Annotated in this window: 21 protein-coding genes and 2 tRNA genes; 4 read left to right on the top strand and 19 right to left on the bottom strand. The window is 71.4% G+C overall.

Annotated elements, in window-relative coordinates; all coding sequences use genetic code 11:
• Positions 1 to 16: 16 nt before the first annotated feature.
• From ACFY7E_RS09715 to ACFY7E_RS09700, 4 genes are all read right to left on the bottom strand, one after another.
• Positions 17 to 1345, bottom strand: coding sequence for a class E sortase (locus ACFY7E_RS09715; RefSeq protein ID WP_389482634.1), 1329 nt, complete (start codon positions 1343 to 1345; stop codon positions 17 to 19).
• Entirely contained in the window at positions 1342 to 1980 is a 639-nt protein-coding gene (locus ACFY7E_RS09710) for an aminodeoxychorismate/anthranilate synthase component II (RefSeq protein WP_389482632.1), read from the bottom strand. Before ACFY7E_RS09710 ends, ACFY7E_RS09715 begins: the two co-directional genes overlap by 4 nt.
• Positions 1977 to 2138 (bottom strand): hypothetical protein, encoded by a 162-nt coding sequence (locus ACFY7E_RS09705; protein WP_383435421.1) that lies wholly within the window; start codon positions 2136 to 2138, stop codon positions 1977 to 1979. Before ACFY7E_RS09705 ends, ACFY7E_RS09710 begins: the two co-directional genes overlap by 4 nt.
• Positions 2139 to 2262: 124 nt before the next feature.
• Positions 2263 to 3030: a DUF881 domain-containing protein gene (locus ACFY7E_RS09700; RefSeq protein WP_389482629.1), complete on the bottom strand. Its 768-nt coding sequence runs from the start codon at positions 3028 to 3030 to the stop codon at positions 2263 to 2265.
• 140 nt (positions 3031 to 3170) lie between these two features.
• Here ACFY7E_RS09700 and crgA point away from each other — a divergent pair, with 140 nt between their 5' ends.
• Positions 3171 to 3425 carry a cell division protein CrgA gene (crgA, locus tag ACFY7E_RS09695; protein ID WP_389482627.1) on the top strand — a complete coding sequence of 85 codons (255 nt, stop codon included), beginning with the start codon at positions 3171 to 3173 and terminating at the stop codon, positions 3423 to 3425.
• Between the two features lie 315 nt (positions 3426 to 3740).
• On the opposite strand, the gene ACFY7E_RS09690 is transcribed toward crgA, so the two are convergent.
• Positions 3741 to 4604, bottom strand: a complete 864-nt coding sequence (locus tag ACFY7E_RS09690; RefSeq protein WP_389482625.1) for a rhomboid family intramembrane serine protease — start codon at positions 4602 to 4604, stop codon at positions 3741 to 3743.
• Between the two features lie 22 nt (positions 4605 to 4626).
• Positions 4627 to 5154 (bottom strand): peptidylprolyl isomerase, encoded by a 528-nt coding sequence (locus tag ACFY7E_RS09685; protein WP_389482622.1) that lies wholly within the window; start codon positions 5152 to 5154, stop codon positions 4627 to 4629.
• A gap of 172 nt (positions 5155 to 5326) precedes the next feature.
• Here ACFY7E_RS09685 and ACFY7E_RS09680 point away from each other — a divergent pair, with 172 nt between their 5' ends.
• Positions 5327 to 6052 (top strand): DUF5324 family protein, encoded by a 726-nt coding sequence (locus ACFY7E_RS09680; protein ID WP_389482619.1) that lies wholly within the window; start codon positions 5327 to 5329, stop codon positions 6050 to 6052.
• Between the two features lie 198 nt (positions 6053 to 6250).
• Here ACFY7E_RS09680 and ACFY7E_RS09675 read toward each other — a convergent pair whose 3' ends face one another.
• The 3 genes from ACFY7E_RS09675 to ACFY7E_RS09665 all read right to left on the bottom strand — a co-directional run bounded on the left by ACFY7E_RS09675 (position 6251) and on the right by ACFY7E_RS09665 (position 8315).
• Complete coding sequence (locus ACFY7E_RS09675) at positions 6251 to 6631, bottom strand: DUF6344 domain-containing protein (RefSeq protein WP_389482616.1); 381 nt, start codon at positions 6629 to 6631, stop codon at positions 6251 to 6253.
• Between the two features lie 145 nt (positions 6632 to 6776).
• Positions 6777 to 8069, bottom strand: coding sequence for an MFS transporter (locus ACFY7E_RS09670; RefSeq protein ID WP_389482613.1), 1293 nt, complete (start codon positions 8067 to 8069; stop codon positions 6777 to 6779).
• A gap of 173 nt (positions 8070 to 8242) precedes the next feature.
• Positions 8243 to 8315: transfer RNA gene (locus ACFY7E_RS09665), tRNA-Ala, on the bottom strand.
• A gap of 129 nt (positions 8316 to 8444) precedes the next feature.
• Here ACFY7E_RS09665 and ACFY7E_RS09660 point away from each other — a divergent pair.
• Both ACFY7E_RS09660 and ACFY7E_RS09655 read left to right on the top strand, forming a co-directional pair.
• Positions 8445 to 8993, top strand: coding sequence for a helix-turn-helix domain-containing protein (locus ACFY7E_RS09660; protein ID WP_383435443.1), 549 nt, complete (start codon positions 8445 to 8447; stop codon positions 8991 to 8993).
• Positions 8994 to 9054: 61 nt separating this feature from the next.
• On the top strand, positions 9055 to 10494 hold the full coding sequence (locus tag ACFY7E_RS09655; RefSeq protein WP_389482610.1) for a protein kinase: 1440 nt from the start codon (positions 9055 to 9057) through the stop codon (positions 10492 to 10494).
• On the opposite strand, the gene ACFY7E_RS09650 is transcribed toward ACFY7E_RS09655, so the two are convergent.
• The 10 genes from ACFY7E_RS09650 to dnaN form a co-directional block, all read right to left on the bottom strand.
• Positions 10481 to 11800, bottom strand: coding sequence for a hypothetical protein (locus tag ACFY7E_RS09650; RefSeq protein ID WP_389482608.1), 1320 nt, complete (start codon positions 11798 to 11800; stop codon positions 10481 to 10483). The two genes, ACFY7E_RS09655 and ACFY7E_RS09650, sit on opposite strands and share 14 nt — an antisense overlap.
• A 160-nt stretch (positions 11801 to 11960) precedes the next feature.
• Entirely contained in the window at positions 11961 to 12095 is a 135-nt protein-coding gene (locus ACFY7E_RS09645; RefSeq protein ID WP_003958712.1) for a DLW-39 family protein, read from the bottom strand.
• A gap of 169 nt (positions 12096 to 12264) precedes the next feature.
• Positions 12265 to 12338 (bottom strand) — tRNA-Ile (locus ACFY7E_RS09640).
• Positions 12339 to 12436: 98 nt separating this feature from the next.
• Positions 12437 to 13000: a DUF3566 domain-containing protein gene (locus tag ACFY7E_RS09635; protein WP_389482606.1), complete on the bottom strand. Its 564-nt coding sequence runs from the start codon at positions 12998 to 13000 to the stop codon at positions 12437 to 12439.
• Positions 13001 to 13109: 109 nt separating this feature from the next.
• A complete protein-coding gene (gyrA, locus tag ACFY7E_RS09630; RefSeq protein WP_389482603.1) occupies positions 13110 to 15722 on the bottom strand; it encodes a DNA gyrase subunit A in 2613 nt (870 codons plus the stop codon).
• A 41-nt stretch (positions 15723 to 15763) separates the two neighbouring features.
• Positions 15764 to 17794 (bottom strand): DNA topoisomerase (ATP-hydrolyzing) subunit B, encoded by a 2031-nt coding sequence (gene gyrB / locus ACFY7E_RS09625; RefSeq protein ID WP_383444532.1) that lies wholly within the window; start codon positions 17792 to 17794, stop codon positions 15764 to 15766.
• 451 nt (positions 17795 to 18245) lie between these two features.
• Positions 18246 to 18806 (bottom strand): DUF721 domain-containing protein, encoded by a 561-nt coding sequence (locus tag ACFY7E_RS09620; RefSeq protein WP_389482600.1) that lies wholly within the window; start codon positions 18804 to 18806, stop codon positions 18246 to 18248.
• Positions 18807 to 18819: 13 nt separating this feature from the next.
• Positions 18820 to 19941, bottom strand: coding sequence for a DNA replication/repair protein RecF (gene recF, locus ACFY7E_RS09615; protein WP_389482597.1), 1122 nt, complete (start codon positions 19939 to 19941; stop codon positions 18820 to 18822).
• A 56-nt stretch (positions 19942 to 19997) separates the two neighbouring features.
• The gene (gene gnd, locus ACFY7E_RS09610) at positions 19998 to 20876 is read right to left on the bottom strand and encodes a phosphogluconate dehydrogenase (NAD(+)-dependent, decarboxylating) (RefSeq protein ID WP_383444524.1); all 879 of its coding nucleotides are present in this window, start codon (positions 20874 to 20876) and stop codon (positions 19998 to 20000) included.
• Positions 20877 to 21065: 189 nt separating this feature from the next.
• Positions 21066 to 22196, bottom strand: coding sequence for a DNA polymerase III subunit beta (gene dnaN, locus ACFY7E_RS09605; RefSeq protein WP_030205035.1), 1131 nt, complete (start codon positions 22194 to 22196; stop codon positions 21066 to 21068).
• Positions 22197 to 22579 lie beyond the last annotated feature (383 nt).

Raw genomic sequence — 22579 nt, 5'->3', positions numbered from 1 at the left:
CCGGAGGTGTGGGGTCTCAGCCTACGAGCGCTTCGGGCTTCCCCTGGCTGCGCGGACGCTCCTCCAGGAGCCTGCCCCACACGATCATGCGGTACGTGCTGGTGAATTCGGGCGTGCAGGTGGTCAGCGTGATGTACCGGCCGGGCTCGGTGAAGCCCGACCCCTTCGGGACCGGGTCGATCACGGACACGTTGGAGGGCGCGGTCTGCGGCAGGATGCTCGCCATCTCGTACGTGTAGTACGCGTTCCGGGTCTCGACGACGATCGGGTCGCCGGGCTTCAGCCGGTTGATGTACCGGAAGGGCTCACCGTGCGTGTTGCGGTGGCCGGCGACCGCGAAGTTGCCCTGCTTGTCGGAGGGCATGGCGGTCTTGAGGCTGCCCTCGGCGTAGTGGCCGACCATGCCCTTGTCGAGGACCTTGGTCTTGTTGATGCCCTCGGCGATGGGGACGACGACGTCCAGCTTGGGGATGTACATGATGGCGAAGCCCTCGCCGGGCTCGAAGACGTCCGGCTCGTCCTCGTCCCCGCCCTTGGCCCAGGTGTCCTCGATCCGCTCCTTGGCCTGGTTCGTCTCCTGGCCGGCGAGGACGTTCGTCCACCAGAGCTGGTAGGTGACGAAGAGCAGCATGACGACGCCGAGGGTGATGAAGAGTTCGCCGACGACCCGGCTGGCGACGACGCCGACGCTGTCCTTGGCCTCGCGGGCGGCCCGCCGGGCCTCGACCCGGGAGAGGGGCGCGGCCGGTTTCGCCGCGGCGGCGGGCGGGGCGCCCCGGCGGCCCTTGCCCCGGCCGCCCTTGGCGGCGGCACGGCGACGCTCGGCCCGCCCGGGCCCGGGACCCCGCTCGGAATCCGTCTCCGGGGACTCCGAGGGCCCCGAGGGTCCCGAAGGCTCGGAGGGGCCTTCGACGGACGGCAGGACCGCCGTCTCGTCGGGCCCGCGCCCCGGGGCCTCCTCGGCGCCGTACGGTCCGTAGGAAGGCTCGTAAGGGCCCTCCGGGGACGCGTACGGATCGGCGGGGGGCACGTACGAGCCGTCCCGCGCGTACGGGTCGGTGGCGGGGACGTACGGCCCGGCGGCGGGGTCGTACGGCCCGGCGGGCGTGTACGGAGCGCCCTGCGCGTGCGGCTCCGCCCCCGGCGCGTACCCGTTGCCAGGACCGTACCCGTCGCCGGGTCCGTACCCGCCCCCCGGCGCGTACCCGTCTCCCGGCCCGTACGCGGTGCCCGATCCGTACTCACCGCCCGGCGCGTATCCGTCCCCGGGTGCGTACCCGCTCTCCGGTATCGGCTCCTGTCCCGGCTCGTGCGTCGCCCGGAACCACGGCGAGCCCTCCGTCACGCGACGGCCTTGCCCACCACCGGCGCGAGTCCCGCCGACCGGTCGACCGCTCCCTTGTCCCCGCACTCCCCCAGCCAGTTGGCCAGCATCAGGTGGCCGTGCTCGGTGAGGACGGACTCGGGGTGGAACTGCACGCCCTCGACCGGGAGGTCGCGGTGCCGCAGGCCCATGACGATGCCGTCCTCGGTCCGCGCGGTGACTTCGAGCTCGGCGGGCAGGGCGGAGGGCTCGGCGGCCAGCGAGTGGTAGCGGGTCGCGGTGAACGGCGAGGGCAGGCCGGTGAAGACGCCCCGGCCCCCGTGCGTGACGAGCGAGGTCTTGCCGTGCAGCAGCTCGGGCGCGCGGTCGACGACGCCGCCGTACGCCACGGCCATCGACTGCATGCCCAGGCAGACGCCGAAGACGGGCACGCCCGTCTCCGCGCAGTGCCGGACCATGTCGACGCAGATCCCGGCCTGCTCGGGCGTGCCGGGCCCGGGCGACAGGAGGACGCCGTCGAAGCCGTCCTGGGCGTGGCTCAGCTCGACCTCGTCGTTGCGGAGGACTTCGCACTCGGCGCCGAGCTGGTAGAGGTACTGAACGAGGTTGAAGACGAAACTGTCGTAGTTGTCGACGACGAGAATTCGCGCGCTCACTGGCCGTCCACCGTCACATCGTTGAACGGAAGCAGCGGCTCCGCCCAGGGGAACACGTACTGGAAGAGGGCGTAGACGATCGCGAGGACCAGCACGATCGAGATCAGCGCCCGCACCCACACGTTGCCAGGCAGATGCCGCCAGATCCAGCCGTACATGACGTCGACCGCCCCTTCCGTTCGTTACGGGGACCAGAGTACGGGGCGAGGGGGCCGGGAGGGGTCGGCTGTCCGAAGCCTGTGGACAAACGGATCCCGCCCACGGCCGGTGGACGGGATCCGGTCAGCCCGCCGGCTTCGCGTAGTGGAGGTCCACCGTGCCCGAGTAGCCGGGGAGGGTCACCGCCTTGTGCTCGTCGACCTTCCAGCCGAGCCCGTACGCCTTGACGTACAGCTGGTAGTTCCGGATCGCCGGGGAGTCGGCCAGGGCCCGGTTCAGCCGCCCCCGGTCGCCCACGGCGGTGATCCTGTACGGCGGCGAGTAGACGCGGCCCTGGAGGATCAGGGTGTTGCCGACGCAGCGCACGGCGCTGGTGGAGATCAGCCGCTGGTCCATGACCCGGATGCCCTCGGCGCCGCCCCGCCAGAGGGCGTTGACGACGGCCTGGAGGTCCTGCTGGTGGATGACCAGGTCGTTGGCCTGCGGCTCGGGGTAGCCGGGGGCGACCCGGGCGTTCGGCGGGGCGTCGTTGAGGGTGACGGTGAGGCCGGAGCCGGAGACCTCGGTGGTGCCGGCCGCCGCCTCCAGCGCTTCGAACTTCTCGTCCTCCGCGCGCGTGGAGCCGTCGTCGCGGGCGGCGAGGGAGTCCACCTGGGAGCGGAGGGCGGCGGCGGACTCGTCGAGTCCGGCGTTCTTGTGGCTGCGCTCCTCGATCAGGTCGGAGAGCCTGAGGAGGGAGGCGTCCGTACGGAGGTTGGTGCCCCTGGCGGTGTTGAAGCTCGTGACGAAGATCAGTCCGGCGAGGGCGAAAACGGCGAGGGTGAGCAGCCGGACGGGGCGCCACCTCGCGGTGCGGCCCGGCCCTTCGGGAGTACCGGCGGAATTGCTCAACGTACCCTGATCCCCTTCGGTGCCGCGGAACCACTACGCTAACGGACGCCTGGGGGACGCAGACGTCCTCCTTCGTCACATCCCGGCGCCAGCCACAGTTCCCTGCGCGGTCACGCAGCGCATCGACAGGAGAGTCCCTCGTGCCGAAGTCACGTATCCGCAAGAAGGCCGACTTCACGCCTCCGCCCGCCAAGCCGACCACCAACATCAAGCTGACCAACCGCAGCTGGGTGGCGCCGGTGATGCTGGCGCTCTTCGCCATCGGGCTGGTGTGGATCGTGGTCTTCTACGTCACCGACGGCACCATGCCGGTCGAGTCGATCCGTAACTGGAACATCGTGGTGGGCTTCGGCTTCATCGCGGCCGGTTTCGGCGTCTCCACGCAGTGGAAGTAGCGGCGGTCCGTCACCCGTCGACGGGGTCCTAGCGTCCGCACCGGGACCCCGTCAAGCTCTCCCCTGAGTTTATCCACAGCGTTGTGCACAGCACTGGATAACTTACGAAGATCTGTGGATAACTCTCCCGGTGTTGACGCCGGTATGACCGCGTCCACTGTCGGCACCACACGTCGCGCCCCTCGCCTCCCTGGGAAATTCCCAGGTCGAAGGCGAGGGGCGCGTTCTTTTCGCACGCAGCGGCAAGGGTTCGCCACACACTGTGGATAACTCTGGGGAAAGCTGCCCCGAAAGCTCATCCACAGCCCTGTGCGCTCAGGCGAGCGCGGCCGAGCGGAAGAGCACGATCCCCAGGTCGAGCAGGAGAACCAGTCCACAGGCTGTGTACTGCACCAGGTTCCGGCGGGCCCGGGGCGCGTGCACCAGCGCGTACGTCACCAGGGCGCCGCCGACCAGACCGCCGATGTGGGCCTCCCAGGAGATCCCCGGGCGGGTGAAGGTCAGCAGCAGGGAGAGCGCCACGAAGAGGACGACCGGCCGCATGTCGTGCCGTCGGCGGCGGGCGAGCACGACCCAGGCGCCGATCAGGCCGAAGACGACCCCGGAGGCGCCGAGCGAGAGCTGGTTCGCCGGGGAGAGCAGATAGGCGAGGGCCGAACCGGAGAGTCCGGAGAGCAGGACCAGGGCCGTGTACCGGCTCCGGCCCAGTTCGGGTTCGACGATCCCGCCGATCACCCAGAGACCCAGCATGTTGAAGAGGAAGTGCGGGATCTCCTGGTGGAGGAAGGCGGAGGTCAGCAGCCGGTACCACTCGCCGTCCGCGACCCCGGCCAGTTCGCCGGACGGGAGGAACGCGTACCCGATGAGCCCCAGGTCGTCGACGAGCCGGTCGCCCACCACCTGGACGGCGAGGAAGAGCGCCAGGTTGACCGCGATGACGATCTTGGTGATGAGACGTCCGTCCGCGGCCACCCGGCCGCCCGCGAGCGTGCGGGGCCGGTTGGCGTCGGGGGCGTGGCCGGTCCCCGAGCCGCCGCGTACGCAGTCGGGGCACTGGAAGCCGACGGAGGCGGAGATCATGCACTGCGGGCAGACGGGCCTGTCGCAGCGGACGCAGCGGATGCCGGTCTCGGTCTCCGGGTGGCGGTAACAGCGCGGCAGACCGGGCTGCGGGTCCATGGGAGGTGCCGTCCCTTCCGGCTCAGCGCTTCTCGATCACCACGGACTCGACGACCACGTCCCGCAGGGGACGCTCGGTGTGCGGGTCGGTCGCGGTCTCCGCGATCGCGTCCACGACCTTCCGGCTCTCCCTGTCCACGACCTCGCCGAAGATCGTGTGCTTGCGGTTGAGCCAGGTCGCGGGGGCGACGGTGACGAAGAACTGCGAGCCGTTGGTGCCGGGGCCGGCGTTGGCCATGGCGAGGAGGTAGGGGCGGTCGAAGAAGAGCTCCGGGTGGAACTCGTCGGGGAACGAGTAGCCGGGGTCGCCGGTGCCGTCCCCCAGCGGGTCGCCGCCCTGGATCATGAAGTCCTTGATGACCCGGTGGAAGACCGTCCCGTCGTAGAGCGGTTCCTTGGAGACCGCGCCGGTGGCGGGGTGCGTCCACTCGCGTTCGCCCGTGGCGAGTTCGACGAAGTTGCGGACCGTCTTCGGCGCGTGGAACGGCATCAGCCGCACCTCGATGTCACCCAGGCTCGTCTTGAGGATCGCGTACAACTGCTCGGCCACGGTCGTCTTCCGTCCACATCGGGGCGCGTCGTCCCACGCCTGACTCTCCGGTGAACGATCCTCGCATGCCCCGGATGCGCGCCCCGCATGCCGGACCTCGTTCCGACGGGCATGATTCCGAAGAGGATGGAAAGGCGAAAACCTGACATCGCCACCGAGGAGGAGGAATCCCGTGACCCGCATGGACAGCGTGCGCGCCGCCACAGGTTCGGCGAAGGAGAGCGTCCTGCACGCCGCCGACGCGGTGGCGCCCTACGCCGAGACGGCCAGGGACCACGCCACGCACTACGCGCACGAGGCGCGGGAGATCATCGCGCCCAAGCTCTCGAAGGCCGCCAAGCAGGCCCGTACGCAGGCTCGCGCGCAGTACGACTCGTATGTCGCACCGCGCGTACCGCCGCGGGTCGACGCGGCCGCACACCGTGCGGCGGTCAAGACCCGCCGGGCCGCCCGTCAGGCCGCCGACTACACCGCTCCGCGCGTCGAGAGCGCGGTCGCCGCGACCGGTCCCGTCCTGGAGGAGGCCGGTGCGCGCTCCACGGCCGCCTGGGCCGCGCTGCGCGGTCAGGTGACGCCGAAGGAGATTCAGAAGATCGTGAGGAAGCACGAGCGCCGGGCCAGGGCCGGGCGCGTCACCAAGGGCCTCGTCGTCCTCGGCGTGCTGGCCGGCGGCGTGTACGCCGCCTGGAAGTGGTGGGACAAGCAGTCGAACCCCGACTGGCTGGTCGAACCGCCCGCCGCCACCGAGGTGGAGGAGGAGGTCACCGTACTGACGTCCGTCGACGGCAGTGGGGCCGTTCTCGATCCCGAGGTGGAGGCCAAGGAGGCCGAAGCCGAGGCGGAGGCGGCCGAACTGGACGCCGAGGTCGCCGCCGAGCGGCGCGACGAGGACCGCTGACCGGACGGGCTTCTTCCACGAGCCCCTGCCGGTCGCTGCCGTACGGCGCCGGACTCCGCCGGGTACGGCGGGCTGGTGCCGGGTGCGGTCGGGTGAGGCGGGGTGGTGCCGGGTTTTTCCGGGTGCCGCCGGATCGACGCGTGCGTCGGTCCGCCGCGGCTGGGGTGCGGGGAGTGCACGTCGTGGTCTCCCCGTGCCCTACGCCGCCGCAGCGAGCGCGAGTTCCGTCAGCGCGGCCGGGTCGCTCTCGGTCGTGTCGGGCGCGGACGACCGCCGACGCGCGGCGGGCGAGGAACCGTGGGCCTCGGCGGCGATGCGCTGCTTGATGGTCGGCGGCAGGGAGCGGTCCCCGGCCGCGAGCGGCCACCGCTGCGCCCGCTGTGCCGGTACGGAGGCGGATGCGCGCTCCCCGGCGACGGCGGCGGCGGTCGTGGTGGCGGGAGCGGTCGGCTCCTCGGGCTGCTGCACGGCGGGCTGCTGGGCAGCGGCGGCGGTCCCCGCCAGGCCGACGGAGGCGAGCAGGGCGAAGAGGACGGAGATGAAGGCGGCCCAGAACTGCTTGACCTTGGCGGTGGCCATGACCCCTCACTTTCGTGACGTTCTCGAATGGTTCATTTCGGGTTGCGCGCTTTACATACCTTCCTCATGATGTGTCCGCATCCCGGAATGGCACGGAGCGACGCCGCCCGCGCGCAGTTCTTCGGATGAACACCACTCGTACGGATCAGCGGGCGGCCTCCGCCCACCGCACGGCGGGCCCGGTCGCCGCCCCCGCGACCAGGAAGACCACGCCCAGGAGCAGCCACCCGGGCGCTCCCCGGCCGATGAGCAGCGTGGTGACGAGCAGGGGGCCGAGGGTGCGGGCGACGGGGACACCGGTGCCGTAGAAGCCCTGGTACTGGCCGACCCGGTCGGCGGGAGCCAGCGCGAAGCCGATCTGCCACGAGCCGGCGGAGTGCCGCATCTCGGCGAGCACGTGGAGCACGGCCCCGAGGACGAGCATGGCCACCGCCGTCCCGGCCCCCCATCCGGTCCCCGACAGCGCGAAGACCGCGCACGCGGCGCACAGGACCGCCCCCGACCACCGCACCGCCCGTGCCGCCGCGGCGAGGTCCGTCACGGACCGGGCGGCACGCACCTGGAGGAGCGTGACCACCCCGGTGTTGAGGACGAAGAGCGCCGACACGGTCCAGCCGGGCGCCGCCGTCCGTTCCACGATCCACAGCGGCAGGGCGAGGCTGAGGAGCGGCATCCGCAGCATCATCAGGGCGTTCAGGAGGGCGAGGAGCGCGTACGGCCGGTCCCGCAGCACCGCGAGCCCCGGCCCGCCGCCCGCCGATCCGGCGGCGGGCGCCACCGCGGGCAGTCGGCCGAGGATCAGCGCGCAGCCCAGGAACGCGACGGCGTCCAGCGCGAACACGGAGAGGTACGCGGTCCGCGTCCCGGCGTGCAGCGCGAGTCCGCCGAGCGCGGCCCCCACGGCGAGCCCGCCGTTGAGGACGGTCTGGAGCCGGGCGAGCACCCGCGTCCGCCCGGCGGGCGCGACGAGTCCGGCGAGCAGGGCCTGCCGCGCCGCGGCGAGACCGCTCTGCGCCGTGGCGTACGCGACGGCCGCGCAGAGGAACGGCACGAAGGAGCGCAGGACGAGGAAGGACGCGACGGAGACGGCGGTGGCCAGGGCGAGCAGGACGGCGGTCCCGCGCGGGCCCCGCCGGTCGGCCAGATGCCCCAGCGGCACCCCGGCGAGCGACCCGACGGCCCAGGCGACCGTGAGCCCGGCCCCGATCTGCGGCGCGGAGAGCCCGACGATCCGGGTGAAGTAGAGCGCCGAGGAGACGTAGAAGGCCCCGTCCCCGACCGCGTTGACGAACTGCGCGACCACCAGCGCGCGGGGCGCGCGCCCGGCCTCCCCGCCACACCCCCGCACCCCCTGCACGCGCGCGTGCCCGCCGGTCCCCCCGGGCGCGTGCGGCTCGGACTCGTACGTCCGTCCCCGCGCGTTCGACTTGTTCGCCATGGACACGACGCTAGAGCGGGGTGGCCCGGCCCCTCTGGTCCACTCGCGGCCTTCGCACCTGGGCCACTCGGGACCTCGATCACCGAGTGCCACGGCCCCGGGGCCCAGGCCCCGGAAAAGACGAAAGACCCCCCTGGCCCGCGCTACCGCAGGTCAGGGGGGTCCGTCCGGAGTGGAGCCTAGGGGAGTCGAACCCCTGACATCTGCCATGCAAAGACAGCGCTCTACCAACTGAGCTAAGGCCCCGGAACGAGGACAGCGTACCGGGTCACCCCCCATGTCCGGCAAAAGGATTGGGACTCCCGGTCGGCGACCACGCTCCGTAAGATGCTGACCGAGGTTCGCAGTGGCGAACCGCAGGGATGGGGAGAAGTGATGGACGCAGCGCAGCAGGAAGCCACGGCCAGAGCCAGAGAGCTTCAGCGCAGTTGGTACGGGGAGCCGCTGGGGGCGCTCTTCCGTCGCCTGATCGACGATCTCGGGCTCAACCAGGCCAGGCTCGCGGCCGTGCTCGGGCTCTCCGCGCCCATGCTGTCCCAGCTGATGAGCGGCCAGCGGGCGAAGATCGGCAATCCGGCCGTCGTCCAGCGCGTCCAGGCCCTCCAGGAGCTCGCCGTGCAGGTCGCCGACGGCAGCGTCAGCGCCGCCGAGGCCACCGACCGGATGGAGGAGGTCAAGAAGTCGCAGGGCGGCTCCGTCCTCACCGGCTCGAACCAGACCGGCACCGCGTCCGGCGCCCCGACCGTGCGCCGGGTGGTCCGCGAGATCCAGTCCCTGCTGCGCTCCGTCGCGGCCGCGGGCGACATCATCGACGCCGCCGACTCGCTCGCCCCGGCCCACCCGGAACTGGCAGAGTTCCTCAGGGTGTACGGCGCCGGGCGCACCGCGGAGGCGGTCGCCCACTACGAGTCGCACCAGAACTGACGGGCCCGGCGGCCGGCCGGGCCCACGGGGAGACGAAGCGACGGGGAGCGGGCGCAGCACGATGGGTGAGGTCTTCGCCGGGCGGTACGAGCTGATCGACCCGATCGGACGGGGCGGGGCGGGCGCGGTGTGGCGGGCCTGGGACCACCGGCGCCGCCGCTACGTGGCGGCCAAGGTGCTCCTGCAGAGCGACGCCCACACCCTGCTCCGCTTCGTCCGCGAACAGGCGCTGCGGATCGATCACCCGCACGTCCTCGCCCCGGCCAGCTGGGCCGCCGACGACGACAAGGTCCTCTTCACCATGGACCTGGTGGCCGGCGGCTCGCTGGCCCACGTCATCGGGGACTACGGCCCGCTGCCGCCCCGGTTCGTCTGCGTCCTGCTCGACCAGCTGCTCTCGGGCCTGGCCGCGGTGCACGCCGAGGGGGTCGTCCACCGGGACATCAAGCCGGCCAACATCCTCCTCGACGTCACCGGGGCCGGACGGCCGCACCTGCGGCTCTCCGACTTCGGCATCTCCATGCGCAAGGGCGAGCCCCGGCTCACGGAGACCGACTACGTCGTGGGGACGCCCGGCTACTTCGCGCCCGAACAGCTCCTCGGCGCCGAACCGGACTTCACCGCCGACCTGTTCGCCGTCGGCCTGGTCGCCCTCTATCTGCTCCAGGGCCGCAAGCCGGACTCCCGGGCCCTGGTCGAGCACTTCCTCACCCACGGCACCCCGAGCGCCCCCGAGGGCATGTCCGAGCCCCTGTGGCAGGTGCTCGCGGGACTGCTCCAGCCCGACCCGCAGGCCCGCTTCCGGACGGCCACGGGGGCGCGCAAGGCGCTGGGCGCCGCCGTCGAGCTGCTGCCCGAACCGACCGCCGACGAGGAGCCGGTCGAGATCTTCGACCAACTCGGGCCCCTGCCCCCCGGCTTCGGCCCGAAGGGCCCCGAGCGCCCCGCGAAGCCCACGAGCCCCGCCGGTCCCACGAGTCCCACGAGCCCCGTCGGCACCACGAGCCCCACGAGCCCCACGAGTCCCACCGGTCCCACGAGCCCTGCCAGGCCCACGAGTACCGCGGACCACCCCGCGTCCCGTACGGCGCAGGACGGCGAAGCCCCCGCCACGACCGCCAGGACCACCGTCCCGGCCTCCCCGCAGGGCGCCCCCGTCCCCGTGCCGCCCCGGGAGCGGCCCGCCGTCCCCGTGCCGCCCCCGCCCCACCCCTCCGAGACGGGCAGCTTCCATCTGCCACCGCCCGTGGCGCACCCGGCTCCGGCACCCACCCCCGTTCCGGGAGCGCCGTACGGGCAGGCCTTCGCGAACCCCTACGCCACCCCCCACCCCCTCCCATCGGGCCCCTACGGGCCCCCGCAGCCGGTGACGGCTCCCCCGGCCGCGCCCGCGCCCGCCCCCGTACGCCGACCGGGACCGCCCCCGAAGGTCGCGGTCCCGGTGCTCCTGTTCGCGCTCGTCTGCCTCGCGGTCGGCTTCTGGGCCCTCACCCAGGTCTGAGGGGTCGGGCCGCCCGCCGCCGCGCCACCAGCGTCCACGCGCCGAGGCCGAGCAGCAGCGCCGTCCCGGTGCCGATCCCGGCCGTGGCGACCAGCCGCATGGACTCGCCGCGCTTCGCCGCCGCTGCCGCCTGCGCCCCGCTGGACCCCTCCTCGGCCGCCTTCCGGTCGGCGGTGGTCACGGCGAACGGGCCGGGGTCCCCGTCGTATCCGGGCCCGCCCTTCGCCGCGTTCAGCACGTTCACCCGCAGCGTCAGCGGTACCGGCCGGTCGCCGTACTCCCCGGCGACCTGCGGGCTGAGCGTGGCCGACAGGTAGTACCAGCCGGCGAACCGCATCCCGCTCGTGGCCTCGTTGTACGAGGTGCGGTTCTCGTGCGCCACCGGCCGCTGCGGGCCGAGCTCCAGCGTCGCCTGCTTCCCGCTGTAGCCGAGGGTCCCCTCGTCGACGTGGCCGAGGGCCGGGTTGTCGAGGGAGAGCACGAGGGCGTTGGAGACGTAGGCGTCGCCCTCGGTGCTGCTGCCCAGTTCGGCGGTGGCGAAGAGCTGCTGTCCCCAGTCGAGGGGGACCCGGTAGAAGAGCGTCTGTCCGGGCCGGATGTCGGACCGCCACTCGCCCCGCGTCAGCGAGGCCGCGTCGTGGACCCCCGAGCCGCCCTGCCGGGGCTTCGGGTCGCCCGTCAGGGGCGCGGGCGTGGCGGACGGCCAGGCCTCCGGGAGCTCGGTCGGTCCGGCCTTCTCCAGGAGCGGCTCGGCCAGGTGCCGGATCTCCAGGTCCCAGTCGGCCGGGTCGGAGCCCGCCTTCGTGGTGCGCTCGACGAGCACGTAGTAGTTGCCCGGCTCCTGGCAGCTGGAGCTGTCCGGATTCACCGTGCGGTGGACGTACGCGGCGAGGGGACGGGCGTACGGGGCCGAGGAGAAGCTCACCCGCTGGTCGCCGCACTCGGTGCCGGAGTCGTCCTGGAGGCTGACCTCGAAGCCGTCGCCGTGGTCGACCGCGCCGCCGGGCCTGGGGACGGCGACGACGGAGACGTACGTGTTCCGCTTGTTGTCGAGGGCGACCCGGTAGTAGACCTTGCCGTTCTTCCCGAGCGTGTCGCGGTAGGTCCGCCCGGCCTTCAACGGCCGCGCGTCCGAGCTGGAGAGGGCTCCCCGGACCGGCTGGGCGGCGGAGTCGAAGGTGTACGGGGGGAGGGGATCCCCGCCGGCGGCCCGGGCCTGGGCGGGCAGCCCCGCCACCGTCCCCGCCAGCACGGCGGCCCCGATCACGGCCCCCGGCCTCCTGCCGATGCCGGTCCGCTTCCTCACGCGCTCCCCCTCATCGCTTCCCGCTCGCTCCCTCTTCGCCTTCTCTTCGCTCGGGCAAGCAACATATTCGCCCAGGCAAACCACGAACAAGGCGCGGACAGAGCGAAGCCCCGGTCGCGCTCAAGCGCGGCCGGGGCTTCACCCACAGACGGTCTTCGTCTCAGACACCCGAACCTGCGGGCACGGAGTCGGTCGCCTCCGTCCACAGATCCTGCTCGGCGCGATCCGCCTGGATCTGGCGGTACACGAGGAGCCCGCCGATGGCGGCCAGTGCGACCAGGAGAAGCTTCTTCACCGCGCGACCTCGTCTTTCGTTGACGTAGGAGACTTCTGACGCCCACTCTACACATCGACCGATACCGATCGGTGACCTGTGCGAGGTTCAAACCCACGACGTCCCGGATTCACCCCGGGAGAAAAGAAATCGGCCCGGGCGGATGAACCGTCCGGGCCGATCTGAAAAGTGGGGCTAACAGGATTTGAACCTGTGGCCTCATCCTTATCAGGGATGCGCTCTAACCAACTGAGCTATAGCCCCGCCGCGCCTGCGGTGTGTGTCCCGCGCGCTGACTCCTGAAGATTAGCGCACGTGGGGGCCAGTCCCAAAATCCGTTCCGGGACCGGCCCCCACGCGGCCTACTCGTCCTCGGCCAGCGTCAGCTCGACACCGCCCACGAAACCGGCGGACAGGTTGTAGATGAACGCGCCGAGCGTCGCCAGGGCGGTCATCAGGACCACGTCGATCACCGCGATCACCGAGGTGAACATCAGCACCCGCGGCAGCGACAGGAACGACTGGAGGTCGAAGCCGTTGGACTCGTTCGAGCCCGTGGCCTCGCTGATCGTCCCTCCGACCGTCGAGAAGACGCCCATGGCGTCCATGACCATCCACAGCACGGCCGCGGCCACGACCGTGCAGATGCCGAGCGCGATGGAGAGCAGGAAGCTCACCTTCATCACCGACCACGGGTCGGCCTTCGCCACCCGCAGCCGCGCCTTGCGCGTCCGGGGCGTCGTGCGCGCGCCCGTGCGGGGCCGGCGCACGGCCCCGGTCTGACCGCCCGCCGTACCGCCCGTCGTCGGGGCGCCGTACGCCTGCGGCGGGTGGTAGGGCCCGCTCGGCTGCCCACCGGCGCGCTCGCCGGGCAGCGGCCCGTTGTAGCTCTCGTACGAGGGCTGCTGCCCCCGAGTGTCCGTCACCGAAACCCCCTGGGAGTCCGTGGCGGAACCACGGGCGCCGCTCGCGCCGGCACCTGCAGAAGAAGCTCCGGCGGCCGCAGATCCGGCGCCCGTGGCTCCACTCACGCTCTTACTCCTCGTGCTCCCCGACCGAAGGCTCCGTGCCCTCGGCTGTCCCGACCTCGACCACCGCGGTCTCGGTCACCTCGACACCGCCCTCGGTGTCGTCGGCGTCGTCGACCTCGTCGTCTCCGACCGCCTCGGCGTTCCGCGCGATGCCGACGACGGCGTCGCGCTTGCCCAGGTTGATCAGCTGGACGCCCATGGTGTCACGGCCGGTCTCCCTGACTTCGTTGACTCGCGTACGAATCACACCGCCGGACAGCGTGATGGCGAGGATCTCGTCCGTCTCCTCGACCACCAGCGCGCCCACGAGCGAGCCGCGGTCCTCCACGATCTTGGCGGCCTTGATGCCGAGGCCGCCACGGCCCTGGACGCGGTACTCGTCGACGGGGGTGCGCTTGGCGTACCCGCCGTCGGTCGCGGTGAAGACGAACGTACCGGGCCGGACGACATTCATCGAGAGCAGTTCGTCGTCCGCGCGGAAACTCATGCCCTTGACACCCGAAGTGGCGCGTCCCATCGGACGCAGCGCGTCGTCCGTGGCGGTGAAGCGGATGGACTGCGCCTTCCTGCTGATGAGCAGCAGGTCGTCCTCGGCGGAGACCAGTTCGGCGCCGATCAGCTCGTCGTCCTCGCCGTTGTCGAGGGCGCGCAGGTTGATGGCGATGACACCGCCGGAGCGGGGCGAGTCGTAGTCCTTCAGCGCGGTCTTCTTCACCAGGCCGGCCTTGGTGGCGAGCACCAGGTACGGCGCGGCCTCGTAGTCGCGGACCGCCAGGATCTGGGCGATCTGCTCGTCCGGCTGGAAGGCGAGGAGGTTGGCCACGTGCTGGCCGCGGGCGTCCCGGCCGGCGTCCGGCAGCTCGTACGCCTTGGCCCGGTAGACCCGGCCCTTGTTGGTGAAGAAGAGCAGCCAGTGGTGGGTGGTGGAGACGAAGAAGTGGTCGACGATGTCGTCCTGCTTCAGCTTCGTGCCCCGCACGCCCTTGCCGCCGCGCTTCTGCGAGCGGTAGTCCTCGGTCTTCGTCCGCTTCACGTAGCCGCCGCGCGTGATGGTGACGACGATGTCCTCCTCGGCGATCAGGTCCTCGATGGACATGTCGCCGTCGAAGGGCACGAGCTTGGAGCGGCGGTCGTCGCCGAAGCGCTCGACGAGCGCGGCCAGCTCCTCGCTGACGATCGTCCGCTGCTTCTCGGGCGAGGCCAGGATCGCGTTGTACTCGTTGATCTTCGTCTGGAGCTCGTCGTGCTCGGCGACGATCTTCTGGCGCTCCAGGGCGGCGAGCCGGCGGAGCTGCATCTCCAGGATCGCGTTGGCCTGGATCTCGTCGATGCTCAGCAGGTCCATCAGGCCGGTGCGGGCGACCTCGACCGTGTCGCTGCGCCGGATCAGCGCGATGACCTCGTCGATCGCGTCGAGGGCCTTGAGCAGGCCGCGCAGGATGTGGGCGCGCTCCTCGGCCTTGCGCAGCCGGAAGCGGGTCCGGCGGACGATGACCTCGATCTGGTGCGTCACCCAGTGGCGGATGAACGCGTCCAGGGAGAGGGTGCGCGGCACGCCGTCGACGAGCGCCAGCATGTTGGCGCCGAAGTTCGACTGGAGGTCGGTGTGCTTGTACAGGTTGTTCAGGACGACCTTGGCGACGGCGTCGCGCTTGAGCACGATGACCAGGCGCTGGCCGGTCCGGGACGAGGTCTCGTCGCGGACGTCGGCGATGCCGCCGATCTTGCCGTCCTTCACCAGGTCGGCGATCTTCTGCGCGAGGTTGTCCGGGTTGGTCTGGTACGGCAGCTCCGTGACCACCAGGCACTGGCGGTTCTGGATCTCCTCGACCTCGACGACCGCGCGCATCGTGATGGAGCCGCGACCGGTGCGGTACGCCTCCTCGATGCCCTTGCGGCCGACGACGAGCGCGCCGGTGGGGAAGTCGGGGCCCTTGATCCGCTCGATGAGCGCGTCGAGCAGCTCCTCGTGGCCGGCCTCGGGGTGGGCCAGGTACCACTGGGCGCCCTCGGCGACCTCGCGCAGGTTGTGCGGCGGGATGTTGGTGGCCATGCCGACGGCGATGCCGGCCGAGCCGTTGACCAGCAGGTTCGGGAACCGGGCCGGCAGGACCGTCGGCTCCTGGTTGCGGCCGTCGTAGTTGTCCTGGAAGTCGACGGTCTCCTCGTCGATGTCCCGGACCATCTCCATCGACAGCGGCGCCATCTTGCACTCGGTGTAGCGCATGGCGGCGGCCGGGTCGTTGCCCGGGGAGCCGAAGTTGCCGTTGGAGTCGACGAGCGGCAGCCGCATCGACCAGGGCTGGGCGAGGCGGACGAGCGCGTCGTAGATCGAGGTGTCGCCGTGCGGGTGGTACGTGCCCATGACGTCACCGACGACGCGGGCGCACTTGTAGAAGCCCTTCTCCGGCCGGTAGCCGCCGTCGTACATCGCGTAGAGCACGCGCCGGTGGACGGGCTTGAGGCCGTCCCGTACGTCGGGCAGCGCGCGGGACACGATGACGGACATCGCGTAGTCGAGGTACGAGCGCTGCATCTCGGTCTCGAGCCCGACGGGCTCGATCCGCAGCACGGGCTCCTGCTCTTCGGTGGTTCCGGAGGTGTTTTCGTCGGCCATTGCTGGTCGTCAGTCCTTTCGTACGGTCAGCTGGGACCGACTCAGATGTCGAGGAAGCGGACGTCCTTGGCGTTCCGCTGGATGAACGAGCGGCGTGCCTCGACGTCCTCGCCCATCAGCACCGAGAACAGGTCGTCGGCCTGGGCCGCGTCGTCCAGGGTCACCTGGCCGAGCACCCGGTGCTCGACGTCCATCGTGGTGACGCGCAGCTCCTCGGCGTTCATCTCGCCGAGGCCCTTGAAGCGCTGGATCGAGTCCTCGCGGATCCGCTTGCCGTTCTGCTTGCCCAGCTCGACGAGGGCGTCGCGCTCGCGGTCCGAGTAGGCGTACTCGAAGTCGTCCCGGCCCCACTTGATCTTGTAGAGCGGCGGGCGGGAGAGGTAGACGTGCCCGGCCTCGACCAGCGGGCGCATGAAGCGGAAGAGGAAGGTCAGCAGCAGGGTGTTGATGTGCTGGCCGTCGACGTCGGCGTCCGCCATCAGGATGATCTTGTGATAGCGGAGCTTCTCGATGTCGAAGTCCTCGTGCACGCCGGTGCCGAAGGCGGAGATCAGCGCCTGGACCTCGGTGTTCTGCAGGATCTTGTCGATGCGGGCCTTCTCGACGTTCAGGATCTTGCCGCGGATCGGCAGGATGGCCTGGTACATCGGGTTCCGGCCGGACTTGGCCGAGCCGCCGGCGGAGTCGCCCTCGACGATGAAGATCTCGCACTTGGTGGGGTCGTTCGACTGGCAGTCGGAGAGCTTGCCCGGGAGGGAGGCCGACTCCAGGAGGCCCTTGCGGCGGGTGAGGTCGCGGGCCTTGCGGGCGGCCACGCGCGCGGTGGCGGCCTGGATGCCCTTGCGGATGATGTCCGCGGCCTCGTTCGGGTTGCGGTCGAACCAGTCCGTCAGGTGCTCGTGGACGACCTTCTGCACGAAGGTCTTCGCCTCGGTGTTGCCGAGCTTGGTCTTGGTCTGGCCCTCGAACTGCGGCTCGCCGATCTTGACCGAGATGATCGCGGTCAGACCCTCGCGGATGTCGTCGCCGGTGAGGTTGTCGTCCTTCTCGCGCAGCAGCTTCTTCTCGCGCGCGTACTTGTTGACGAGCGTCGTCAGCGCGGCGCGGAAGCCCTCCTCGTGGGTGCCGCCCTCGTGGGTGTGGATCGTGTTGGCGAAGGAGTACACGCCCTCGCTGTACGACGAGTTCCACTGCATCGCGATCTCGGCGGAGAGCAGGCGCTCCGCGTCCTCGGCCTCGATGTCGATGACGGTCGGGTTGACCAGCTCGCCCTTGCGCGAGTTGAGGTACTTCACGAAGTCGACGATGCCGCCCTCGTAGTGGTACGTCACCGTGCGCGCGGCCGGCTCGGCGGCGGCCTCGGCGTCCGGGTCGTCGGCGCCGACCGTGGCCTTCGCGGACTCGCGCTCGTCGGTGAGCGTGATGGTCAGGCCCTTGTTGAGGAAGGCCATCTCCTGGAAGCGGCGCGAGAGCGTCTCGAAGGAGTACTCGGTCGTCTCGAAGATGTCCGGGTCGGCCCAGAACGTGACCGAGGTGCCGGTCTCCTCGGTCGCCTCGTGCTTCACGAGGGGCGCGGTGGGGGCGCCCATCTTGTAGTCCTGCGTCCAGCGGTGGCCGTCGGTCCTGATCTCCACCGAGACCTTGGTGGAGAGGGCGTTGACGACGGAGACGCCGACGCCGTGCAGACCGCCGGAGACCGCGTAGCCGCCGCCGCCGAACTTGCCGCCCGCGTGGAGGACCGTCAGCACGACCTCGACGGCCGGCTTGCCCTCGGACTCGACGATGCCGACGGGGATGCCGCGGCCGTTGTCGACGACGCGGACGCCGCCGTCGGCCAGGATCGTCACGTCGATGGTGTCCGCGTGACCGGCCAGGGCCTCGTCGACCGAGTTGTCGACGACCTCCTGCACCATGTGGTGCAGACCGCGCTCGCCGGTCGAGCCGATGTACATGCCGGGGCGCTTGCGCACCGCATCCAGGCCCTCCAGGACTTGGATGTTGCTGGCGGTGTACTGCTTGTTCTCGTTGGGGTTGCCGGAATCGGCCACGAAGCGCCCTTTCTGGCACAGCACAGGCCGTACTCCGGGCATACGGGAGCCGGCTGCGTCGTTCGACATTTCCGCGGGGTGGCGGGTTTGCCTCCAGTCTACCGGTACCACTGACACTCATGGGGGTTTGCCGGTACCTGAATGCGCATGTGCCGCCCTGGGCGGGACCGAGACGACTCCCCATATCCGGACAGGGGCTCCAGGGCCCCCTGACGGCCACCCAGCGCTTCGGGTCGTAGCGCGGCGTGGGCGCCGGGGGGCGAACGTTGTCAGGGAAGCGCCGGCCGCGGCGCGGGCACCCGCTCCGGCACGTCGTGGGCACCCGCTTCGCCACGTCGTGGGCGTGCGTTCCGCCGGGGCGGAACGGGCGGGCACGACGCCCACGCGCACGGCGCCCTCCCCCGTACCCGCACCACGAGGAACGGGGCCCCGAAGGACCCCGCGTGCAACAACCACCCCGGCCGCCGGACAGGCCCTAGCCGTACGTGTCGCCGGGCCCCGCCGACCCCGGCGCCCGCAGCGGCCCGTACCCCCGCCGCGGCGCCCCCGGCCCCATGACCTTGATCAGCCGCACCGTCCCGTGCCCCAGGTCCTCGTTGAGCCGCGCGACGAGCCTCGGCGCGAGGAGCCGCAGCTGCGTGGCCCACGCGGTCGAGTCGCACTGCACGGTCAGCACGCGCGCGTCCGGCTCGTCGTCGAACCGCACCGGTACACAGTGCTTCGCCAGGTCCTCGCCGACGATCTGCGGCCAGCGGCCCATGACCCCGCCGACCGCCGCCGGCGTCTCCCAGCCCCGCTCGGTGATCAATCGGTTGATCGCGGCGCCGAGCGCCATCGGGTCGCGCCCGTCGGCACGCGCGCCGGACCGCAGCCCACCGCCGCGCCGGGCCTGCTTCTTCTGCTGCGCGGCCGCGCCCCGCGCCCTCGCCTGCTCCTTGGCGGCACGCAGTGCCACCCGGGCGAGGTCGACACCGGAGGGTTCGGGCACGGAGGCCGCGGGACTGTCCACAGCCTGGGGAAGGTTTTCCTCGCTCATGCGCGCTCCACGGTCATACGCGTTCCACCGCCCCGTCGGCCACCGCGTACCGCGCCCCCGCCAGGACGCCGGGCACGTCGTCGTCCACGGCGGCCGTCACCAGGACCTGCTCGCCGTGCGCCACCAGTTCCGCGAGCCGCTCGCGCCGACGCGCGTCCAGCTCCGCGAAGACGTCGTCGAGGACGAGGACCGGCTCGTTGCCCTCGGCCCGCAGCAGGTCGTACGAGGCGAGCCGCAACGCGAGCGCGTACGACCAGGACTCGCCGTGGCTCGCGTACCCCTTCGCCGGCAGGTCCCCGAGCTTGAGCAGCAGCTCGTCCCGGTGCGGTCCGACGAGCGTGACGCCCCGCTCGATCTCCTGCTTGCGGACCTCGGCGAGGGCGGCGAGCACCTGCTCGTACAGCTCCTCGCGGGTGGTCCCGGCGCCGGGCGCGGAGGGCCGGTACTCCAGGAGGATCGGCCCGCCGCCGGGCGCGAGCTGCTCGTACGCCTTGTCCGCGAGCGGCTGGAGCACGCCGATGAGGTCGAGCCGCTGGGCGAGCAGTTCGGCGCCCGCCCGGGCCAGGTGCTGGTCCCAGACGTCCAGGGTCGACAGGTCCATGCCCCGGCCGCCGTGCCGCCGGGCCATCGCGGCCGACTTCAGGAGCGTGTTGCGCTGCTTGAGCACGCGCTCGTAGTCGGCGCGCACGCCCGCCATGCGCGGCGCGCGCGCCGTGATCAGCTCGTCGAGGAAGCGCCGGCGCTCGCCGGGGTCGCCCTTCACCAGGGCGAGGTCCTCGGGCGCGAACAGCACGGTCCGTACGATGCCCAGGACGTCACGCGGTCTGACCTGCGAGGACCTGTTGATACGGGCGCGGTTGGCCCGGCCCGGGTTGAGTTCGAGCTCGATCAGCTGGGAGCGCTCGCCCTGGGTGACGGCGGCCCTGACGACCGCGCGTTCCGCGCCCATGCGGACGAGCGGGGCGTCGGAGGCGACCCGGTGGCTGCCGAGGGTCGCGAGGTAGCCGACGGCCTCGACCAGATTGGTCTTGCCCTGGCCGTTGGCGCCCACGAAAGCGGTGACGCCCGGGTCGAGCGGGACCTCGACCCGGGCGTAGGAACGGAAGTCGGCCAGCGACAGATGCGTGACGTGCATGGTTGGGCGCCGACCTTCCCCGGCTGCTGTGCACCGCCGGGTGCACAGCCTGTGGATTACTTGTTCTTCTCGACCGCGTGGCCGCCGAACTGGTTGCGCAGCGCGGCGATCATCTTCATCTGCGGGGAGTCGTCCTGGCGCGAGGCGAACCGCGCGAACAGGGACGCGGTGATCGCGGGCAGCGGCACGGCGTTGTCGATGGCGGCCTCGACGGTCCACCGGCCCTCGCCGGAGTCCTGGGCGTAGCCCCGCAGCCCCTCCAGGTGCTCGTCCTCGTCCAGGGCGTTGACGGCCAGGTCGAGCAGCCAGGAGCGGATGACCGTGCCCTCCTGCCAGGAGCGGAAGACCTCGCGCACGTCGGTGACGGAGTCGACCTTCTCCAGGAGCTCCCAGCCCTCGGCGTAGGCCTGCATCATCGCGTACTCGATGCCGTTGTGGACCATCTTCGCGAAGTGGCCGGCGCCGACCTTGCCCGCGTGGACCGAGCCGAAGTCGCCCTCGGGCTTGAGCGCGTCGAAGATCGGCTGGACCTTCGCCACGTTCTCGGCGTCGCCGCCGTACATCAGCGCGTAGCCGTTCTCCAGGCCCCAGACGCCGCCGGAGACGCCGCAGTCGACGAAGCCGATGCCCTTGGCGGCCAGCTGCTCGGCGTGCTTCTCGTCGTCCGTCCAGCGCGAGTTGCCGCCGTCCACGACGACGTCGCCGGGGGAGAGCAGGGCGGCCAGCTCGTCGACGGTGGACTGGGTCGCGGCACCGGCCGGGACCATGACCCACACGACGCGCGGGCCCTTGAGCTCGGCCACGAGCTCTTCGAGGCTGTGGACATCGGCGAGGTCCGGGTTGCGGTCGTATCCGATGACGGTGTGGCCTGCGCGGCGAATGCGCTCGCGCATGTTGCCGCCCATCTTGCCGAGACCGACGAGACCGAGCTCCATCAGATGATTCCTTAAGCGTCGTGTGCGGTTCGTACCCGCGTCCGAGCCTACGCCCGGACGCGGGCGCACACCTGTGGGGTCGGCCGCTCAGGCGACGCCCCGGAAGCAGGGCATCGGCCGCCGAGCCGCACCGGCACACCGCGGTCTCCCGGGGGACGGCCCCCGGGCCCCGGCAGGACCCGCCCGGCGTCAGCCGCTGAGGCGCACCGGCATGATCAGGTACTTGTAGGCCTCGTCCGCCTCGGCGTCCACGGCGGGCTTGCCGCTGAGCAGCGCCGGCTTGGTGGAGGTCGTGAAGGAGAGCTGGGCGACCGGGGAGTCGATCGCGCTCAGACCGTCCAGCAGGAAGGTCGGGTTGAAGGCGATCGAGATGTCGTCGCCCTCCAGCTGCGCGTCGACCCTCTCCACAGCCTGTGCGTCGTCGCTGGAGCCGGCCTCCAGGATCAGCACGCCCTGCTCGAAGCTCAGCCGGACCGGGGTGTTGCGCTCGGCGACCAGGGCCACGCGCTTGACGGCCTCGACGAAGGGGGCGGTCTCGATCACCGCGACCGAGTTGAACTCGGTGGGGAAGAGCGTCCGGTACTTCGGCAGATCGCCCTCGAGGAGGCGGGTCGTGGTGCGGCGGCCCGCGCCCTCGAAGCCGATGAGACCCTCGCCCTTGCCGGAGCCCGAGAGCGCCAGCGTGACCGTGTCGCCGCTGGTGAGCGCCTTGGCGGTGTCCAGGAGGGTCTTCGCGGGCACCAGGGCGACCGCGGAGGCGTCCGGGGACTCCGGCTTCCACAGGAACTCGCGGACCGCGAAGCGGTAGCGGTCGGTGGAGGCCAGGGTGACCGTGTCCCCCTCGATCTCGATGCGCACGCCGGTGAGGACGGGCAGCGTGTCGTCGCGGCCGGCGGCGATGGCCACCTGCGCGGCTGCGGAGGCGAAGACCTCGCCGGGGACGGTGCCCGTCGCGGTGGGCATCTCCGGCAGCGCCGGGTACTCCTCCACAGGCAGGGTGTGGAGGGTGAAGCGGGAGGAGCCGCAGACCACGGTCGCCCGTACACCGTCTGTGGAGATCTCCACGGGACGGTTGGGGAGGGCGCGGCAGATGTCGGCGAGCAGGCGGCCGGAGACGAGGACGGTGCCGTCCTCCTCGACCTCCGCCTCGACCGAGACCCGCGCGGAGACCTCGTAGTCGAAGCTGGAGAAGCTCAGGGCGCCGTCCTCGGCCTTCAGGAGAAGGCCCGCGAGCACGGGCGCCGGCGGACGGGCCGGGAGGCTGCGGGCCACCCAGGCCACCGCCTCCGCGAGTACATCGCGCTCCACCCGGATCTTCACCGGAACCGCCTCCTGCTGTTGCTGGCTCTTCGTCGACTGCGGGAACCAGTCTGACGTACGCCGCCGACACTCGGCGCTGCTCGGGGTCAAGTCGGGACGAGGGGCGGTCGGAGCTCCGGCGCCGAGTTGTGCACAGGCCCCGCTTCAAAGCGGATTCCGAGCTAACTCTAGGTGGGAGTAGTAGTAGGGCCTGTGGAAACCGTGGATAACCCCGTCCACGCAGGTCAGACCCAGTTTTTTGTCCACCGTGCCTGTGGGCGGAACCAGTGGAAAACCGGGGGTCTCTGTGGACACCCGAAAGTTCTGCACACCCCATACACAGGACAGGGGGAGTTCTCCCCAGCGCTGTCCCCAGCTTTACCCAGGTTGCCCACAGCCCAATC

Source organism: Streptomyces sp. NPDC012825 (assembly GCF_042900925.1).
Classification (GTDB): Bacteria; Actinomycetota; Actinomycetes; order Streptomycetales; family Streptomycetaceae; genus Streptomyces.
The sequence above is the reverse complement of the archived record's forward strand: the minus strand, read 5'-3'. Positions and strand labels throughout refer to the sequence as shown.

Bases quoted from the DNA above. Each gene is read 5' to 3' on its own strand.
- ACFY7E_RS09620 (WP_389482600.1), bottom strand. From the start codon at position 18,806: ATGAGCGAGGAAAACCTTCCCCAGGCTGTGGACAGTCCCGCGGCCTCC.
- ACFY7E_RS09690 (WP_389482625.1), bottom strand. From the start codon at position 4,604: ATGGACCCGCAGCCCGGTCTGCCGCGCTGTTACCGCCACCCGGAGACC.
- ACFY7E_RS09670 (WP_389482613.1), bottom strand. From the start codon at position 8,069: ATGGCGAACAAGTCGAACGCGCGGGGACGGACGTACGAGTCCGAGCCG.
- gnd (WP_383444524.1), bottom strand. From the start codon at position 20,876: ATGGAGCTCGGTCTCGTCGGTCTCGGCAAGATGGGCGGCAACATGCGC.
- ACFY7E_RS09655 (WP_389482610.1), top strand. From the start codon at position 9,055: ATGGGTGAGGTCTTCGCCGGGCGGTACGAGCTGATCGACCCGATCGGA.
- gyrA (WP_389482603.1), bottom strand. From the start codon at position 15,722: ATGGCCGACGAAAACACCTCCGGAACCACCGAAGAGCAGGAGCCCGTG.
- ACFY7E_RS09660 (WP_383435443.1), top strand. From the start codon at position 8,445: ATGGACGCAGCGCAGCAGGAAGCCACGGCCAGAGCCAGAGAGCTTCAG.
- ACFY7E_RS09705 (WP_383435421.1), bottom strand. From the start codon at position 2,138: ATGTACGGCTGGATCTGGCGGCATCTGCCTGGCAACGTGTGGGTGCGG.
- ACFY7E_RS09675 (WP_389482616.1), bottom strand. From the start codon at position 6,631: ATGGCCACCGCCAAGGTCAAGCAGTTCTGGGCCGCCTTCATCTCCGTC.
- recF (WP_389482597.1), bottom strand. From the start codon at position 19,941: ATGCACGTCACGCATCTGTCGCTGGCCGACTTCCGTTCCTACGCCCGG.